General features: G+C 34.7%; 15 protein-coding genes and 1 other annotated feature. Of the genes, 10 read left to right on the top strand and 5 right to left on the bottom strand.

What is annotated here, in order from left to right; all coding sequences use genetic code 11:
- Positions 1-155: 155 nt before the first annotated feature.
- Positions 156-719 carry a class I SAM-dependent methyltransferase gene (locus tag AT726_RS03150; protein ID WP_068758982.1) on the bottom strand — a complete coding sequence of 188 codons (564 nt, stop codon included), beginning with the start codon at positions 717-719 and terminating at the stop codon, positions 156-158.
- 1 nt (position 720) lies between these two features.
- Positions 721-1,677, bottom strand: coding sequence for a TIGR01212 family radical SAM protein (locus AT726_RS03145; RefSeq protein WP_055242341.1), 957 nt, complete (start codon positions 1,675-1,677; stop codon positions 721-723).
- Between the two features lie 228 nt (positions 1,678-1,905).
- Positions 1,906-2,126, top strand: a binding site (T-box leader).
- A gap of 424 nt (positions 2,127-2,550) precedes the next feature.
- On the opposite strand from AT726_RS03145, the gene leuS reads away from it, so the two are divergent.
- Positions 2,551-4,986 (top strand): leucine--tRNA ligase, encoded by a 2,436-nt coding sequence (gene leuS / locus AT726_RS03140; RefSeq protein WP_068758981.1) that lies wholly within the window; start codon positions 2,551-2,553, stop codon positions 4,984-4,986.
- A gap of 81 nt (positions 4,987-5,067) precedes the next feature.
- Here the strand turns inward: leuS and AT726_RS03135 are convergent, their stop codons facing one another.
- On the bottom strand, positions 5,068-5,370 hold the full coding sequence (locus AT726_RS03135) for a YuzF family protein (protein WP_144436943.1): 303 nt from the start codon (positions 5,368-5,370) through the stop codon (positions 5,068-5,070).
- Between the two features lie 468 nt (positions 5,371-5,838).
- Here AT726_RS03135 and AT726_RS03130 point away from each other — a divergent pair, with 468 nt between their 5' ends.
- The 5 genes from AT726_RS03130 (at position 5,839) to AT726_RS03110 (ending at position 10,456) form a co-directional block, all read left to right on the top strand.
- Positions 5,839-6,099, top strand: coding sequence for a hypothetical protein (locus AT726_RS03130; protein ID WP_068758980.1), 261 nt, complete (start codon positions 5,839-5,841; stop codon positions 6,097-6,099).
- 159 nt (positions 6,100-6,258) lie between these two features.
- Entirely contained in the window at positions 6,259-7,728 is a 1,470-nt protein-coding gene (locus AT726_RS03125; RefSeq protein WP_068758979.1) for a glycosyltransferase family 2 protein, read from the top strand.
- A 21-nt stretch (positions 7,729-7,749) separates the two neighbouring features.
- Positions 7,750-8,166, top strand: coding sequence for a hypothetical protein (locus AT726_RS03120; protein WP_068758978.1), 417 nt, complete (start codon positions 7,750-7,752; stop codon positions 8,164-8,166).
- Positions 8,148-9,413: a hypothetical protein gene (locus AT726_RS03115; protein WP_068758977.1), complete on the top strand. Its 1,266-nt coding sequence runs from the start codon at positions 8,148-8,150 to the stop codon at positions 9,411-9,413. The genes AT726_RS03120 and AT726_RS03115 overlap by 19 nt, the downstream gene beginning before the upstream one ends.
- Positions 9,414-10,030: 617 nt before the next feature.
- Positions 10,031-10,456, top strand: coding sequence for a hypothetical protein (locus tag AT726_RS03110; protein ID WP_068758976.1), 426 nt, complete (start codon positions 10,031-10,033; stop codon positions 10,454-10,456).
- 46 nt (positions 10,457-10,502) lie between these two features.
- Here the strand turns inward: AT726_RS03110 and AT726_RS03105 are convergent, their stop codons facing one another.
- On the bottom strand, positions 10,503-11,327 hold the full coding sequence (locus tag AT726_RS03105) for a Cof-type HAD-IIB family hydrolase (RefSeq protein WP_055275937.1): 825 nt from the start codon (positions 11,325-11,327) through the stop codon (positions 10,503-10,505).
- A 217-nt stretch (positions 11,328-11,544) separates the two neighbouring features.
- Between AT726_RS03105 and clpB the strand changes: the two genes are divergently transcribed.
- The 4 genes from clpB to AT726_RS03085 all read left to right on the top strand — a co-directional run bounded on the left by clpB (position 11,545) and on the right by AT726_RS03085 (position 19,038).
- Entirely contained in the window at positions 11,545-14,133 is a 2,589-nt protein-coding gene (gene clpB, locus AT726_RS03100; protein ID WP_055242331.1) for an ATP-dependent chaperone ClpB, read from the top strand.
- 267 nt (positions 14,134-14,400) lie between these two features.
- Complete coding sequence (locus tag AT726_RS03095; RefSeq protein WP_055275934.1) at positions 14,401-14,766, top strand: hypothetical protein; 366 nt, start codon at positions 14,401-14,403, stop codon at positions 14,764-14,766.
- A gap of 658 nt (positions 14,767-15,424) precedes the next feature.
- Positions 15,425-17,230, top strand: coding sequence for an ABC transporter ATP-binding protein (locus AT726_RS03090; protein ID WP_055275932.1), 1,806 nt, complete (start codon positions 15,425-15,427; stop codon positions 17,228-17,230).
- A gap of 2 nt (positions 17,231-17,232) precedes the next feature.
- A complete protein-coding gene (locus AT726_RS03085) occupies positions 17,233-19,038 on the top strand; it encodes an ABC transporter ATP-binding protein (RefSeq protein ID WP_068758975.1) in 1,806 nt (601 codons plus the stop codon).
- 102 nt (positions 19,039-19,140) lie between these two features.
- Here AT726_RS03085 and AT726_RS03080 read toward each other — a convergent pair whose 3' ends face one another.
- Positions 19,141-19,569 carry a DUF3899 domain-containing protein gene (locus tag AT726_RS03080; RefSeq protein WP_068758974.1) on the bottom strand — a complete coding sequence of 143 codons (429 nt, stop codon included), beginning with the start codon at positions 19,567-19,569 and terminating at the stop codon, positions 19,141-19,143.
- Between the last annotated feature and the right edge of the window lie 242 nt (positions 19,570-19,811).

Genomic DNA, 19,811 nt, shown 5'->3' with positions numbered 1-19,811 from the left:
AGTTTGGTCGGTCCTTTTATTATTAGCGTTGTTTTTGTGTACTCTTAAGACTGTTTCTTTAAAACGAGTAAGGGGATGTTTTCTGGAATTGGATTTCTCTTATCATTAATTGATTGAATTAAGGAACAAAAAAAGCTACTGTTAAAGTAGCTTTTTTAATGTAGTTTTTCAATAGCAACGATGAATGGAGCTGTTTTACGGTTAATGAATTGATAAGTTAAAACTTGAGTTGTTCTAGTATCTAGTGTTTCAAAACACTCCTCTAGATAGTGGCGTTCCACTTTTCCTTCCTCATGTCCATGATACACCACTAAAATAATAATCCCATTTTTCTTTAATAAGCTTAAAATGTCAGTGACAGCTTTCCATGTCGTTTCACCATGAGTCGTAATACTTTGATCACTACCAGGAAGGTAACCTAGATTAAAAATCGCCGCGCTAATTGGTTGCTTCACATAGTTTAGGACATGTTGATGTCCATCATGAATTAAAGTTACATGGTTAATATCAGCTTCTTTTAATTTCGTTTGCGTGCTTTGAATGGCTTCTTCTTGGACATCAAAGCTATAAACATGGCCTGACTCACCAACAAGTTCTGCTAAAAATAACGTATCATAACCATTACCTGCTGTTCCATCAATCGCAACATCACCTGGTTTTAAAGCTTTTTCTAATAAATTTTTTGAAAAGGGAAGAACGCGTTCTAATGTTTGTGCCATCTTAGTTTTCCTCCGGTTTTTGATAAAGTCGCCCTTGGTAAGTGTTACGCTCTTTTAAACGATCATCAATTGCATTTAAAACTTCCCATTTTTTTAAACTCCACATCGGTCCAACTAATTCTTCACGAACGGCATCACCTGTTAAACGATGGATAACCATTTCAGGGGGTAAGATTTCTAATTGATCAACGACTAAGTCGATATACTCATCTTTCTCCATGAGTGTTAACATCCCTTTGTCTAACATTTTGTGCATTGGTGTTCCTTCAATGACGTGAAGTAAATGAATTTTGATTCCTTGGACATCAAGTCCCGCTACAGCTTTCGCCGTTTCTAACATCATTTCATGTGTTTCACCTGGTAATCCATTGATGATATGAATGATGACATCGATATTTTTCGCGCGAAGTTTGTTAACGCCTTCAACTAATGTTTGATAATCATGTCCACGGTTAATAAGTTTTCCTGTTTTGTCATGCATCGATTGAAGCCCAAGTTCCACCCATAAATCGACTTCTTTGTTTAATTCACCTAAGTAGTCCACGACATCATCTGGTAAACAGTCAGGACGTGTCCCAATTGAAAGAGCGACGATATTAGGATCACATTCTAAAACGGCTTCATATTTACGCTTTAAGACTTCAAGCGGGGCATGTGTATTTGAGAAGGCTTGGAAATAGGCGATGTATCCTGCTTCAGGCCATTTTTGATGCATCATCTCTTTGACTTGATTAAATTGAGTTTTTAAGTTGTCTTCTGGATTTCCAGCAAAGTCACCACTACCTTTGGTACTACAGAACGTACATCCACCGTATTTGACGGTTCCATCAATATTTGGACAAGTAAATCCAGCATTGATCATGACTTTGAAGATTTTTTGGTTATATTTTTCACGTAAATGATAGTTTAATGTATGGTATCGTTTATCAGCATAGCTGTATGGAAACGGATTGTTCATCTATCTATTCCTCCTGTTTTTAGTATGTTCTTTTTATCAAATCAATCACGAATGCATCATTTAAGATAGTCCTTTAAAATGATGAGGATTGTTGTATGTTGTTTGTTTATCGTCTTTTATTTTATCATAGATGTGAATTAGTGGCACGAGATATTGTTTTATGACGTTTTTTTATAAAAAATCTTGTTTTTTGTGAAAGGTTTGATATAATTTTTCTAGAATAAACTTATATGAACCGTGAAGAGGACTAGTAGTAAGTTGGGATTATTGTAGAGAGCGAATGGTTGGTGCAAATTCGTATAGAACACTTATGAACTCACCTCGGAGTTGCAATTGTGAAATTTAAGTAATGATTGCCGTATTCTTGCGTTAAAAGATGAGAGAGGTAAGAGACTACTTTTTTTAGACTCTTGCAACTAAGGTGGTACCGCGTAATTTACGTCCTTAGAATAGAAATATTCTAAGGACTTTTTTTGTTAGTTCAACGATCTGCTTTAGTGGATTAATTCAACTATATGTATAGCGAAGTAGTTGGACTCTTAGCTTTCCCTCCTTTGATGGGAAGAGGGTGTTCTCTTTAACTTTTTGAGTGAGGGATAAAAGATTTTTCTTACCCCATCTTTATTAAAAAGAATAAGATATAGGTTTATGGAATTTAATCCATTATTTTGTATTAATGAATAATTTATATCGATTCGTCACAAATTATTCATAATATTTGGTTTTATTTTAGTGAAGTGTTTACTTCATCATTTAAGAAAAGAAAGCAGTATTTAAATTTTCTTAATGAATAGTAGACTCACCTACAAATTTAAGATTACCCCAGCAGTGGAGGATACCTGCTTCGCAGGCCGGGGGCCCGGAGGTAGAATTATGGCATTTGATCACAAACAGATTGAACAAAAGTGGCAAAATTATTGGCTAGAAAATAAGACATTCAAAACGTCTGAAGATAAGTCAAAACCTAAGTATTATGCATTAGATATGTTCCCTTATCCATCTGGAGCGGGACTTCACGTCGGTCATCCAGAAGGATATACAGCAACTGATATTGTTTCTCGTATGAAACGTATGCAAGGGTACCGTGTCTTACATCCAATGGGATGGGATGCATTCGGTTTACCAGCTGAGCAATATGCATTAAATACAGGAAATGACCCTCGTGAATTTACGGATATTAACATTAATACATTCCGTAAACAAATTCAATCATTAGGATTCTCATATGATTGGGATAAAGAGTTAAATACAACCGATCCAAAATATTATAAATGGACACAATGGATTTTCACCCAATTATATAACATGGGATTAGCTGAAATTAAAGATATTGAAGTTAACTGGTGTGAAGGGTTAGGAACAGTTTTAGCAAATGAGGAAGTTTTAAATGTTGATGGGAAAATGGTCTCTGAACGTGGGGAACATCCTGTAATCAAGAAACCAATGAAACAATGGGTGCTTAAAATTACACATTATGCTGAACGATTACTTGAAGATTTAGAAGGGTTAGACTGGACAGAAAGCATTAAAGATATGCAACGTAACTGGATCGGTAAGAGTGAAGGAGCGTTAATTAACTTTAAAGTTAATGGAACAGAACATTCATTTGATGTGTTTACAACACGTCCTGATACGGTATTCGGTGTAACATACGTTGTTTTAGCACCAGAACATCCATTAGTAAATGAAATTACAACGCCTGAATGTAAAGAAGCGGTTGTTGCTTATCAAGAAGCTGCAAAAGCAAAATCTGATTTAGAGCGTACAGAATTAAATAAAGAAAAATCAGGTGTGGCAACAGGAGCTTACGCAATTCATCCAATTACAGGAGCTCAAGTTCCAGTTTGGATCGGAGATTATGTTTTAGCAAGCTACGGAACAGGAGCTGTTATGGCAGTGCCTGCACACGATGAGCGTGACTACGAATTCGCTAAGAAATATGACTTAACAATTAAGCAAGTCATTGAAGGGGATATCACAGAAGGTGCCTTCACTGGAGATGATGCTCACATCGAATCAGACTTCATTAATGGAATGAACAATGCAGATGCTAAAGCTGCTGTTATTGAATGGTTAGAAGCAAACGGTGCTGGATCTCGTAAAGTTAACTATAAACTACGTGACTGGTTATTCTCTCGTCAACGTTATTGGGGAGAACCATTCCCAGTGATTATGTGGGAAGATGGAACAATGTCTGTTTTAGAAGCCGATCAATTACCACTTGAATTACCAGTGATGGATAACATCAAACCATCTGGAACAGGTGAATCTCCACTTGCTAATGCAAAAGAATGGTTAGAAGTTGTACGTGAAGATGGAGTAAAAGGTCGTCGTGAAACAAATACAATGCCACAATGGGCTGGAAGCTGCTGGTACTACATTGGCTATATCTTAAAACAAGGTGAAGACTATGTTGGATTAAATACAGAAGAAGCCAAACAATTATTAAAAGAATGGTTACCAGTTGATTTATACATCGGTGGAGCAGAGCATGCTGTATTACACTTATTATACGCTCGCTTCTGGCATAAAGTATTATTCGATTTAGGAATTGTTGAAACAAAAGAACCATTCCAACGTTTATTCAACCAAGGAATGATCTTAGGTGAAAACAATGAGAAAATGTCAAAATCTAAAGGAAACGTTGTAAATCCAGATGATATCGTTAAATCTCATGGAGCAGATACATTACGTTTATACGAAATGTTCATGGGACCACTTGATGCAGCTATCGCTTGGTCAACTGAAGGATTAGATGGAAGCCGTCGTTTCTTAGATCGTGTGTGGCGTTTATTCGTGACTCCAGAGCACACATTAGCTGAAAAAGTAGTCGCTGAAAACGATGGAAAATTAGATAAAGTTTATCATGAAACAGTGAAGAAAGTAACTGAGGATTATGAAAAATTAAGCTTCAATACTGCGATCGCTCAAATGATGATCTTCATCAATGAATCATATAAAGCAACAAGCATTCCACGTGAATATGCAGAAGGATTTGTTAAATTATTAAATCCAATCGCTCCGCATATGACAGAAGAAATCTGGTCGGTGCTTGGACATGAAGGAACTGTTTCATATGAAGCATGGCCAACATATGATGAAGCAAAATTAGTATCGGATACCATTACAATCATTGCCCAAGTTAACGGTAAGTTACGTGCTCGTATCGAGGTAGCTGCTAATATTTCAAAAGAAGACATGTTAGAAACAGCGATGGCACATGAAAATGTTCAAAACTTCGTTGCTGGAAAAGAAATTGTAAAAACAATTGCTGTTCCAGGAAAATTAGTTAACATCGTTGTTAAATAATTAGAATAACTATTAAAAGCCCTCTAATCCCACCACTGATTAGAGGGTTTTTTGTTTATTGAAATAAATAAGCGTTAGAAATTATTTAACAGGCATAATCCAAACAATCTCTTTGATACGGATAAAAAATGTATTTCCGTTACTTTCCAAAATTACATGATCAGGTTTAGCGCCAATGAGTTTTCCTTCAATACTTCCTGTACTCATTTGAATTTTTAAAGTTGCTCCGATAACAGAAAATAACGTTTCATAAACAAATAAGTCATAGTAACCTTCTAACTGAACTTCTCCTAAACTTGTCATCAATGATGGCATTTTTGCTTGTGTAGTAGTTGTAGCATTTTGTCTATATGGATATTCATAATTAGATGAATAATAATACATCCCTATCACCTCAGTTAAAATTCATTACAGGATAATATATTTTTGTTTGTCATAAGTGTTCATTTAAAAAGCATTCTCAGTTTTTTGAGAATGCTTTGTGTATAAACGAAAATCACCTGCTCTGAGGGGGCTAGCGTGGTAATAAAATGTATGTAAATTTAAAAAGTAAATTATTATTGAAAGATGTATAAAAGGGTGCGGGTATATCTAATGAGATAAAATTTAAACTAAATTATATCGAAAATTAAGATTAAAAGGATAGGTTACTTAAGAGATAGTATATATCGAGAAGAATTTATTTTTTAGAAGAAAAAATAAATGAGAGATAAATAAGTTTAAGATTGATAGAAAATGATGATCTTCATCAATGAATCATATAAAGTCACAAGTATTCCATGTGAATATGCAGAAGCGTTCGTTAAATTATTAAATCCAATCGCTCCTCATATGACAGAAGAAATTTGATCAGTGCTTGGACATGAAGGAACTGTTTCTTATGAAGCATGGCCAACATACGATGAAGCAAAATTAGTATCGGATACCATTACAATCATCGCAAAAGTTAACGGTAAGTTACGTGCTCGTATCGATGTGCGTGCAGGCAGCTCAAAAGAAGACATGTTAGAAATAGCAATGGCACATGAAAACGTTCAAAACTTCATTTCTGGAAAAGAAATTGTAAAAACAATCGCCGTTCCAGGAAAATTAGTTAACATTGTTGTTAAATAATGAAAACTCACGGTTTAGGCCTTAAGTTTTTTTATAGTGGAGTAGAAAAATAGGAGGGGAATGAAAAATTTTAAATAAAATGGCATTGTTATGAGTTTTGTGGCATAAGGTGAATTGTATGGTTTATGGAAGTGTAAAGTGATTAAAGGGGGGAAGTATATGCTAGTGTATATGTTTATCTCTATTTTGTTAATGGTTGTGTTGTTTTTATGTGTACCAAAACCAAATAAGTGGCTAATGATGATGAGTTTTATTGTCTCGCTTGTTTATATTATCTGCCGGGTGAAGATGATTCCAAGTTCAGGGTGGCCACTTATTTTTGGTATATTATTGTATGGAGCTGAGGTGTGGGGTTTTTTGCAGTTTTTGATTTTCTGTTATGTTTCGACACAAGAGAAACAGGAAGTTAAATTAGATACATCTCGAACATCTTTACCGAGCATTGACGTGATTATTCCCACTTACGGAGAACCGATTTATATTTTAAAACGAACACTAGCTGCGGTGATTTCGTTAAAGTATGAAGCAGGAAAAAAGGAGATTTACGTATGTGATGATGGGAAAAGGAGTGAGGTTAAGCAATTATGTGAAGATTATGGCGTTCACTTTGTCGTTCGTGCAGATAACACAGATGCAAAGTCGGGGAATATTAATCATATTTTACAGTTTGCACAGGGTGAATTGATGGTTGTGTTTGATGCAGATATGATGCCAAAGACGAATTTTTTATTAAAGATGGTTCCTTATTTCTTTGATGAGTCGGTTGGTTTTGTGCAGGCACCACAAACCTTTTATAATCCTGACATTTTTCAAAAGGTGTTTTCGAATCAACTACCAAGTGAGCAAGATTTTTTCATGCGTGATATTCAACCCAAAAGGGCAAGTTTAAATTCAGCGATTCATGTCGGGACGAATGCAATTTTTAGACGTCGCTGTATTGATGAAATTGGAGGCTATCCAACGTTTTCGATTACAGAAGATATTGCGGTGGGAGTGATGATTGAGGCGAAGGGTTATAAAGGGATTTATGTCAATGAAGCTCTTGTTTTAGGATTAAATCCAACGAATTTAAAGGATTTTTTAGGACAACGAAATCGTTGGTGTCGTGGAAATTTACAATTGTTAAAGTATAAGAATCCCTTGACGATGAAAGGATTGAGACTTGGGCAACGTTTAGTTTACTTTGATGGGATTTGTTATTGGTACACTTCCCTTTTAAAAATGTTGTTTACGTTAGCCCCGTTGTTGTTTTTATTGACAGGAATATTTTTTATTAATGTGCCAATTCAGAATCTTATTTATTTGTTTGTTCCCTATTTTATTTCACAGTATATCGTATTTACGTGTAGTTATTCAAGAACGCGAACGATGTTTTGGGGACATATTTATGAGATGATTTTAGCTCCTTATTTATCATTTAGTTGTTTAAAACATTTATTTGGAACACAGAAACTCGAGTTTAAGGTAACGAATAAAAGTAAGCAACAAAATGTCAAAAGTTTTCGTTTTAAAGAAGTGTGGCTGCATTGTTTTTTAGTGGTATTGACGCTCGCTGCCTGGGTGATTGGTTACGTTAAGTTAGAGATGAATGAGTTAACATTGAGTGTGTTTTTAATCAATCTTGTTTGAAGTATCTACAATATCATCCCAATGATTTTAGCAATTATGCTTGGGATGGATAAAGCAGAGGATTCAGATTCTGAAGTGATCATTGATGAACCGTGTTATGTGACATTAAAAACAGCTTCATCCTTTGTGAAATATAAAGTATATAGTTTGTCCTATTCACAAATTACCGTTTTTCAAAAACAAGAACAGGTACTACTTGAGGGTGAAACGTTGACGTTTACATTTAATGGCGATGAATTGTATGGAAAGGTCATGAAGTCAACGCATGGAAAGGCAACGCTTGATATTTTATCTTCGACATCAGGTGCCTTTTGCGATACCTTAGCATTATATATTGATCATTTAAAACCCTTTTTTAATCTTGATATGAAGACGAAAGAGGGGAATCGTTTAGTTCTGAATGAGAAGGGGGCCATCGAATGGGAAATCCAGGAGTAAAGCTTTCTGATAAACTGAGAACGTTATTTTTCGTTTTTATCTTAACGTTCGGTGGTTTTTTTATTGCCTATTTAAGTGAGCATGAGCAAGAGATTGAAAACTCTGGGGCTGAAGGAGTGATTGAGAAAATTTCTTATTTTTTATCAAGTGATGTGCCAGAGATGACACCACAATTAGAAAGCACGATAGAGGTTAAAAAAATGAAACATCTATTAGAAATCAAACCTTCAGTATATGAGCCACCTTTCGATACGGAGAAAATTAGTTTTTCTAATCATGAACTACTTGTTACTAGTGAGGAGATAAAATCTTCAGATATCGTGGCAATGACTAGTGGGGAACAATCAAATCAACAAGTCGTTTCGTTATTAGGATGGGAAACTGAAGCTTCTTGGACAGGTTATCATTTGTCAGAAGTAACAACGGGGTTACGTATTGATTATGAAGAGACTACACCCTATGGGTATGTGTCCACGATATTTCCATTAACGCTCAGTGAAGGAGAGTTGACGAACGGGGTTGCAATTAAGTTTGAGAATGTGGATTTAAGTGTGGAGCGCATTAGTTTTTATTTGCAAGGGGATGTGAAGTTATTATTAGAGGATGAATCACCGGTTTATTATCGAGAGAAAATTGGTGAATATGTGCGTGGAAATTCATCACTTGTTCAGATGAGCTTTGATATCATTGAGGCATTAGATGGATTAGCCGGTCATATGGATGGTGGTATTTCACTGGTGATGATGATTGATTCGGATGCAAGTTATAGTTATGAAAATTTAGCCGGTTCATTAGTTGTTTATGATTTGACTCCAATTAAAGTGTCTTATGCGAATAATACGATTCGTCCATGGCAGGTAAGTGGAGGATATGAGATAGTACAAGATGGATATCAAATGACAGTCATGTATAATGAGGTAGAGAATTTCGAACATGTGTCCGCGCTTGTTGTGAATCACCAAGAACTGTGTCATATGCTAAATTTAGAGTTTAAAAATATTGATCGCTCGGTTGAAAATGTGACGATTAATGTATATGGTGTAAATGGCGAGGTGGCAACTATGACGACGGAGTTGAATGATTATAAAAAGAATTTTATTTCAGTTCAGTATGATTTATTAGAATATAATCCCAAAATTGGTCGTGTGTATAAGGTGGAATTACTTATTGATTCTAATCCTTATTTAGAGCAAAGTAATCGACAAGGAAGTTTAGAAATTATCTCTATTTCGTTTTCGCAAAATTAAATAGCAAAACACCTGATTTGAAAAAGTAATCAGGTGTTTTTTTAATACATCAATTTATCAATTTTTATTTGAAATACTTTTGATTTTAAGTAGGGTACTTTTTCAATAGATGGGATTGGTTTTTAGGATGCGAAGAAGTTAATGCATGTAATAAGATGGTGGATAATTTATAAGTGAAATGGTTACTTTAGGGTGTAGATAGCTGTTGAAATGTTATATTAGTCCAGAACATTTTCTACAGAAAAAATTTTAACCCTCTACTAACAGAGGAAAGATAGGAGTTTTGATACTTAGCATAGGTGACTATCGTTGGTTGTTTGATTTTAAGGACTTGTGTACTAGGCCTGGTTGTTAGAATGTGAAAAACATTTCCCTGTATATATACAAACAGAAATTCTTCTCATCTTTCTAAGTCAGTTTTAGTACTTAAAGCATCCTATAGTCCAGTGATCACCTGGCGATTTGTGAAAGAAATGCTAGGGCTTTAGTTTTTACACTGTGAAAAACTTATCTCGACTTATATATAATTCCCTTTCTTTTGATCGAATATTGTGCGTTTTTTCAACATATATTTTGATTAAGTTATGATAGGATGTATAGGAGATAGGGGGCATATGATGGGGGAAAGGTATGTAATTTTAGGAGGAAATCGGGTTAAGACGAAATTAGTGAGTCAAAAGCTAAGTCATTTACTAGGATTAGAAATAATTGATGGAGATGGTTATATTGAAGCGGGAAAGCAGGAAGAAATCTTGTCTTTAATTAAAAAGCAAGATTGGATTATTCAAACGAAATATAATCGTATTTTGGGTTTATGTGATGATAAAGCTGACTATGTCATTTTTGTTGATTTCCCATTATGGATTAATGTCAAAGATATATTATTAAGCTTACGTTTAAATCATTTGAAAGAAATTCTTCATTATCAAAAAATAAGACGTCCATGGGTAGTCGATCGCTTAGAAGAATTCGGGATCGAGAAAAAGATTGTTGTACTCAAGAATCGTCGTCAAGTTCGAGAGTTTTTGAAGTTATGCGAATAACATAAAAGGTCATGAGCTTTAGCTAGCTAATGACCTTTTTCATTATTTATTTTTTAGGTGTTAAGATGTATTCGTGGATGTAGTGAGCAACGCCGCTTTCTTTGTTTGATTTTGTTGTGGTGTTCGCTACTGCTTTTAGTTTATCGATGGCATTATCCATGGCGACACCGACTCCAGCATATTTTAACATTTCGATATCATTATCTCCGTCACCGAAGGCGATGATATCTTTTTGTTCAATGTTGAAATATTTGGCCAATTTTTCAATCGCTGTTGCTTTATTTGTATTTGATTTAAACACTTCGATAATGTTGACATTATCGCCATCCCATTTGCGGCATGTCACGATGTCACCGTAGTTTTCACGTAAGAAACTCATGACTTTTTCTGGGTATCCCTCTTTAGCTTCTAATAAGAATCCGTTTGGATGTTCGTCTAATGTTTCTTTAAATGGTCCGTATTTCACTGATGTACATGTTTCAATATGGAACCAATCACGAATAGTATCTCCTTGATGTAAGACATATAAGTGATCTTTGTATTCACAAAAGGCATTGACGATATAATCTTTTAATTCTGAATCGAATAAAGTTAAAACAACCTCTGTTGGGATTTGAGCCACAATATCCTCAAAGGTTTCGTCTTCTGGATGATGTATATAAGCTCCATTAAAGTTAATAATAGGTGTATCAAGACCTAACTCTTTGTAGAAGTGTAACGATGCACGTGCTGGGCGGCCTGTTGCAATCACAACGATATGTCCTGCTTCTTTTGCAGCGATTAAAGCTTCTTTTGTATTTGGGTCAAGTGTTTCCCAATTTTGTAATGCAGTTCCATCTAAGTCTGTTACGATTAGTTTCTTTGTTTCCATTAAAACACCTCCGGATAAATATGATAACACAGATAGCGAACAAGTTAAATGAACTTATACAAGATGTGGTGAATTTGTGAAACGTGATTAGTCTTGGCTATTTACAAAATAATAAACACTTACATTTTGGAATTATTAGCACTCTTATTGACTGAGTGCTAAAACAAGAGTATAATGATAGTATCATCATAGATGATGAAGAAATGGAGTGAGAATCATGAATATTAATAAAATGACTGAAAAGCTACAACAGGGCTTAGTAAATGCACAGTCTCTTGCAACTTCATTACATCACCAAGAGATTGATACCCCGCATTTATTAATGTCCTTATTACAAGACCATGACGGATTAGCCGCTCGTGTTTTTACAAAGGCAGGCTATCCGATTCAAGAGATATTACAAGAATTAAAACAAATTTTAGATAAAAAGCCAGCTGTTACTGGAGCAACAGGTGATCCATACGTTTCAGCAGATTTAAATCGTGCTTTATTAAAAGCAGATGATTATGCTCGAGCTTGGAAAGATGATTATTTATCAGTGGAGCACGTCTTGCTTGCGATGCTCGAATCAAAAGATTATCAAATGAAGCAATTAATAAAAAAACATCAGATTAATGAAAAGCACTTAAAAGAAATTATTTCACAGATAAGGGGGAATTCACGCGTGATGACACAAAACCCAGAAGCAACTTATGAAGTCTTAGAAAAATACGGACGTGACTTAGTAGAAGATGTAAAATCAGGAAAAATTGATCCGGTTATTGGTCGCGATGAAGAGATTCGTCGTGCGATTCGTATTTTATCTCGTAAAACAAAAAATAACCCGGTGTTAATTGGTGAGCCTGGGGTTGGTAAAACTGCTATCGTTGAAGGGTTAGCTTGGCGTATTGTTCGACAAGATGTGCCTGAAAGTTTAAAAGATAAAGTGATTTTTGAATTAGACTTAGCCGCTTTAGTTGCCGGTGCTAAATATCGTGGTGAGTTTGAAGAGCGTTTAAAAGCGGTATTGAATGAAGTTAAAAATAGTGATGGACGTATTATTTTATTCATTGACGAAATTCATACCATCGTTGGAGCAGGACGTACAGATGGTGCAATGGATGCAGGGAACTTATTAAAACCATTATTAGCTCGTGGTGAATTACACTGCATTGGTGCTACAACATTAAAAGAATATCGTGAGTACATTGAAAAAGATCCTGCCTTAGAGCGACGTTTCCAAAAAGTTCAAGTTAATGAACCAACAGTCGAAGATACCGTTTCAATCTTACGTGGATTGAAAGATCGCTTTGAAGTACACCATCGTGTTAGTATTTCAGACCGTGCGATTGTAGCAGCTGCGACATTATCTGATCGATATATTACGGATCGTTTTTTACCAGATAAAGCCATCGATTTAATTGATGAAGCGTGCGCAACGATTCGTACTGAAATCGACTCGTTACCAGAAGAGGTGGATCGCATTAGTCGTCGTGTGACTCAGCTTGAGATTGAAGAGGCGGCTCTTAAAAAAGAAAAAGATGAGAATAGTAAACAACGTCTAGAGGCGTTACAAAAAGAATTAGCGAACTTAAAAGATGAATTAAATGTTTTAAAATTACAGTGGGAAAAAGAAAAACAAGCGATTCATGGTGTGGCGGATCTAAAAAAAGAATTAGAAGGGGCACGTCGTGCATTAGAAGATGCCCAAGCACGTGGCGAATATGAAAAAGCAGCCGAATTACAATATGGAAAAATCCCAAGCTTAGAAAAACAAATTGCTGAAGTTGAAGCGATGCAACACGATGAAGCAGGGAAAGAAAATCGATTACTTCGTGAAAATGTCACAGAAGAAGAAATTGCTGAAATTATTTCGCGTTGGACAGGGATTCCAATTGCGAAACTCGTTCAAGGTGAACGTGAAAAATTATTAAATTTAAAAGAAGAATTAAAACGTCGTGTTATGGGACAAGATGATGCCATTGATTTAGTCGGTGATGCCATTATTCGTGCACGTGCTGGAATTAAAGATCCACATCGTCCAATCGGTTCATTCTTATTCTTAGGGCCAACTGGGGTTGGTAAAACCGAAATTGCTAAAGCATTGGCGGAATTCTTATTCGATAGTGAAGAACATATTGTTCGTATTGATATGAGTGAGTATATGGAGAAACATGCGGTCTCTCGTTTAGTTGGAGCGCCTCCAGGTTATGTGGGATATGAAGAAGGTGGACAGTTAACAGAAGCCATCCGTCGTAAACCATACTCAATCGTGTTATTAGATGAAATTGAAAAAGCTCATCCAGACGTATTCAATATTTTATTACAAATTTTAGATGATGGACGTATTACAGATTCACAAGGTCGTACAGTAGACTTTAAAAATACCATCATCATTATGACCTCAAATATTGGTTCACACATTTTACTTGAAAACCCTAACTTTGAAGAAGCTCAGGAACAGGTGTTAGAAGTTTTACGTGATTATTTCAAACCAGAGTTATTAAACCGTATTGATGAGATTATTACGTTTAATCCATTATCAGAATCTATTATTTATCAAATCGTCGATAAATTCATTGCTGGATTAAATGCGCGTTTAGCAGAGCAACGTATTACGGTTCGCTTAACCGATGCAGCTCATGCTTATGTAGCTGAAGCGGGATTTGACTCAGTATATGGAGCGCGTCCATTAAAACGATTCATTCAACGTACAATCGAAACAAAACTTGCACGTGCATTAATTGCAGGAGAAATCGAAATGGATACAACGGTTATTGTTGATGCTGTTGATGGTAATATCGTCTTATCATATGAAAAAAATTAATGAATCATGGCTCATAGAGACTTAAGCTCTATGAGCTTTTTATATGTGAGGAACAAAGAAATACAGAGAGGATGAATGTAAAATAACTTAATAGTGTTTAGTATTTAAGATAATTTTAAGGTAAAGGTGTTAAGATGAGATTAACATGGTTTTTCATTAGACGAACTTTGGTCAGAAAAAGCATTTAGTAGGTTGTGTAAATGATTTTTCTATTCCTATGTGATTGGTGGGAAAGAGTAAAATAGTTAATTAAAATAGGAGGCTGTTATGAAGAAAAATAAATTTAAAAGTGTTTCAAAAGTTACGATTGGAGTCTATGTTCTAGCTGTTCTTATGGGTGGAATAGCTTTATATAATGTGTATACATGCTATGATTATATCGCTTCAATCGTTGAGCAAGGATTTGTTATCTCTGAAAATTTAACAGATGTGATTAATTACTATCTTTCAAATGTAACGCCATATGCTTTTTATACAATTTGTTTAGGGGTGATGGGGTATCTTGTTCAAAAAGTTAGCAATCTTGTTGAACTTCAACAATTAAGTGTCGTAGAAATTGAGGAGATCATAGAAGAATCAGAGAATGCAGATGAAGACTATGAGAATCTTTTAAAAGAAATCCAAACACAATAAGAGACAGAAAAAGTCTGAATGGTACAAGGAGTATGATTCAGACTTTTTTAGTTGGATATATTTTTTGATTGAAGCATTAAGAGATGAAGGAATTATTTCATTATCCGAATGTGATAAGAGTGAAAAAGAATATGTGAGGATTTTTATAAAAGCTAGCGAAATAAATTTATATTATAAAATGGAGATAAAGATAGAGTTCTTAACAGCGTGCTATAGCTGTTTATCATCCATTAAAGTAATCCTGGTTTGTTTGGTGATTGTTTTTATGATTTAGGTGATGTTTAATATCATTTTTTATTAAAGTAAGGTTGTCGATGAGACAACTTTTTTTATGCCTTTAGAAGGGAGTGAGTCATTATTCGAATTTTATAAAATATTTAGGTGTTATATATTTCAAAAAATGTAAATCTGTGTATAATGAGTAATTGATGATAAATTTTTATGAAAGGGGGCGAGAATGATGATTATTTTAGCTCATCAAAATCAATTTAAATTTAACGGGGTGACTATTTCATAAAAATAAACTTTGATGTATCGCTTTAGGGGGAGTTGTGCGAACATGTAATCTTATGCTAAAACAAGATTAATTTTTTTATTAGGATTAGTGGTGTAAGAATGGGAATATTTTTTAGCAACAAAGGAAAGTCAGGTGAATGAAGTGAGTGAATTAAAGAGTATTTATCGTTGGCTTGAAGGACAACGTTTAAAGGTATTGGGCGCATTAGTAGCGACAGCGTGTGGGATTATTTTCTCAACCTTAATTCCATTAGTTAACCAAACCGCGATTGATATGGTCATCAAACAAACGACTGAGGGAGAACAAACGATTATTTCAAAAATTGTTTTATCCGTTTCAACGTTCCAAGGTCAATTGTTGATGTGTGGATTTTTAATTATTCTATTTACAATCATTAATGCTTTATTTAATTTTTTAAAGGCCAGATGGTCAGCAGAGGCATCAGAAGATTTAGCGAAAAGTTTAAAAGATAAAATGTACAATCATATTCAACAGTTATCTTTTATGTATCATAAACGTGCCGAAACTGGGGATTTAATTCAACGTTGTACATCAGATATTGATACGATTCGTTTATTCTTATCGTCTCAATTAGTTGAGATGGGGTATTCAATTTTAATCTTTGTGATTATTTTTACGTTTATGTTAACGTTAAATGTTAAGTTTGCCTTAGTTAGTGTGTGTGTGACACCTATCTTATTTACTTTCTGTTTTATCTTCTTTAAAAAAGTTAAAAGCTCATTTCAAGAGGCAGATGAATCAGAGGCTCGGATGTCTACAATGATTCAAGAAAATTTAACTGGAGTTCGTGTGGTACGTGCCTACTGTAATCAAGAGTTTGAAATTGAGCAATTTGAAAAACGTAATTCTGATTACCGTGTAAAAAGTTATGTGATGACCAAGTTAAACGCACTCTTCTGGTCAAGCTCTGATTTTTTAAGTTTATTTCAAATTGCAATTACCGTGATTTACGGAGCGTATTTATCGATAAACGGGGAAATCACACTAGGGACATTACAAGCGTTCATTTCTTATGAATCGATGATTATTTGGCCTGTTCGTCAATTAGGTCGTATTTTAACTGATTTAGGGAAAACCACCATTTCAGCCAAGCGTATTAATGAAGTATTAAGTGAACCGATCGAATTTGAAGAAGGTTTGCAAAAACCTGACATTAAGGGAACCATTGAATTTAACCATGTTGGGTTTGAGTATGAAGATCATGATCGCATTTTAAAAGATATTACGTTTAAAGTGCAACGTGGCCAAACGATTGCCATTATTGGTCGTACGGGTTCAGGAAAAACAACGTTAATGAATTTATTGATGCGTCTTTATGACTATACAGATGGATCGATTAAAATTGATGGCGTGGAACTAAAACACATTGATAAAAAGTGGCTACGCCGTCATATTGGAGCTGTGCTTCAAGAATTATTTTTATACTCGAAAACGATTAAACAAAATATTGCGATTGCTAAAAAAGATGCGGTTGATGAAGAGATTCATAGTGTCGCTCAGTTAGCATCGGTCCATCATGTCATTGAGGAGTTTCAAGAAGGCTATGATACGATTGTCGGTGAGCGTGGTGTAACATTATCCGGTGGACAAAAGCAACGTGTTGGAATTGCCCGAGCGCTTATTAATGAATGTCCAATTTTAATCTTTGATGACTCATTAAGTGCTGTCGATACTGAAACAGATATTGTGATTCGAAAAGCATTAAAAGAACGCTCAAAAGATGTGACAACTTTTATTATTGCTCACCGTGTCAGTACGGTAAAAGATGCTGATCAAATTCTCGTGCTAGATAAGGGTCGTATCATTCAACAAGGAACACATGATGAACTGATTCATCAAGGAGGTCTTTACCAGACATTCTGGGAAATTCAAAATGAAAAAGAGGCTGAAGTTTTAAGTTTAGTTAACCAAGGAAGTGAGGTGTAAAGATGGCAAAAGAATTTGATGAAGTAGAATACACCAAAGCCGACCTTGCAACATGGAAGCAAGTTTTATCTTATATGAAGGGTGAGAGACGTGATGTTATTTTACTTTTTGTCTCTGTCATTACATTAGCCATTTTAGATACGATTTATCCGAAGTTAAATGGGATAGTCATTGATAAATATGTTTTAACAGGAAACCTTGAACAACTCCCACTGTTTGCAGGCATTTATTTAGCCTTTATCGCCTTATTCGGATTTATCGTTTGGACATTTATCTTACTTTCCGATCGATTACAACTAAGTATTAGTTATCAAATTCGAAAAGACGGATTTAAAAAATTACAGGAATTATCATTCTCTTTTTATGATACGTCATCGGTTGGATGGCTATTATCGCGTTTAACATCTGATACGAATCGGATTGGTGGTATTTTATCATGGGGATTAACTGATGCGATTTGGGGAAGTATGGTCATGTTCTTTGTGACGATTTCAATGTTCATGATGAACTGGAAGCTTGCCTTAATTACCATCGCGGTTTTACCCATCCTGGCGGTCGTAAGCTATTATTTCCAGACGCGCATTTTAAAGCAATATCGTTGCGTACGAAAAATGAACTCTAAAATTACAGGAGCTTTCAATGAAGGGATTACAGGGGCGGTCACGACAAAAACGTTGGTGACAGAAGAAGATAATTTAGAAGAATTCAGTCATTTAACAAGAGAGATGCGTGATGGATCAGTACGTGCGTCTGTTATTAATGCCATTTATTATCCAATCATTGTTGCCTTAGGAAGTGTTGGTGTTGCTTTAATTATTAATGTCGGTGGAATGGATGTGTTTAATGGTGATTTATCTTATGGAGACTTAGTTGTTTTCCTTTCATATGCGACGCTATTTTATGATCCCATTCGCACGATTGCGAATTTATTAACACGTTTCCAAGATGCACAAGCATCAGCTGAACGGGTCATCTCGTTAATTAATACAGAATCTGATATTATTGATCGACCAGATGTTATTGAAAAGTATGGTCAGATTGGAAATTTGAAAAAAGAGAATTGGGAACCGATTAAAGGAGACATTGAATTAATCGATGTGGGCTTCCATTATAAGACAGGCGAAAAAGTCATGGAACACATGAATTTGAAAATTGAAGCGGGAAATAGTATTGCGATTGTTGGACCAACAGGTTCAGGGAAAAGTACCATTGTAAATTTAATTTGTCGTTTTTATGAGCCAACAAGTGGACAAATTTTAATTGATGGTGTGGATTATCGTGAACGTACACAAGAGTGGCTCCATTCTCATCTAGGTTATGTTTTACAGACACCGCAATTATTTAGTGGAACTATTAAAGAGAATATTCGTTACGGAAAACTAGATGCAACCGATGAAGAAATTATTGAAGCCGCCAAACTAGTGAATGCGCATGAATTTATTTCCCACTATCCTGATGGCTATGATACCGTGATTGGTGAAGGTGGTTCAGGATTATCAACGGGACAAAAACAATTAATTTCGTTTGCACGTGCCTTAATCGCAGACCCAGCTATCTTAATTTTAGATGAAGCAACAGCATCGATTGATATTGAGACGGAGAAATTAATCCAAGATGCAATTCAAGTGTTGTTAAAAGATCGAACAAGCTTTATTATTGCCCACCGTTTATCAACGATTGTAAATGCCGATCAAATCTTATTACTCAAAAATGGTGAGATTGCTGAAAAAGGAACCCATGCCGAGTTGATCGCCCAAAAAGGTGATTATTATCAACTTTACATGGGACAATTTGAGAAAATCAAATAAAGGGTTATTTATATAAGTCACGGTGATTTAAAACAAAGAGTTAAACACTATAAGATAAGAGATGAAAAAAGTTCTGACCGATTAGGTTCAGAACTTTTTTTGTTAGATATATAGGAATGATAGAATGAAGGTAAAGGCAATAATGATAATCGTTGACCATAAAAGCTGATTGATGTCGTTCCATTTTTGACTTTGTTTATATTCATAAAATTCTTCGAATGTATGATAAATTTTTTCGCCTGTTTCTTCATCATAATCGTTATTTCTATCTTTTGTATCTTTGATTGACCAGTATTTAGGCAAGAAAAATAGGACATAGCGTTTTGTTTTTTGCCATGAATATTGAAAGGTATAAAAAGTGCCTTGATCGATAATCCATTTGAAGCAATACACACAGAAGAAAAAAAGTGAGACTAGAAATAGAGTATTGATGAGATTTATAGCCGAGAATCCTTGCCAAAGGAGAAAGAAACAGGATAAGCTTGTCATCCATAATGTTGATTTTAAAAAGATATGATATTTTTGTAACATTTTGCCACCACCTAGGGTTTTTTTTACTAATTATACCAGAATTATCATTGGAAATAAATTTTAGCTATGAAAAAATAACTAGTTTTATAATAAATATTTTTATTTAATATAAGATAAACCTCTTATTATAGATATTTTTGGTCGTTTTATAACGAAAAAAAATAACTTTACAAAAAAATAACGCTTTCAACCCAAATTTAGGATTTACAAACTATAAACTGGAATATAAAATAGTAACAAGT

Source organism: Turicibacter sp. H121, from assembly GCF_001543345.1.
In the GTDB taxonomy this organism is placed as follows: domain Bacteria; phylum Bacillota_I; class Bacilli_A; order MOL361; family Turicibacteraceae; genus Turicibacter; species Turicibacter bilis.
The sequence above is the reverse complement of the archived record's forward strand: the minus strand, read 5'-3'. Positions and strand labels throughout refer to the sequence as shown.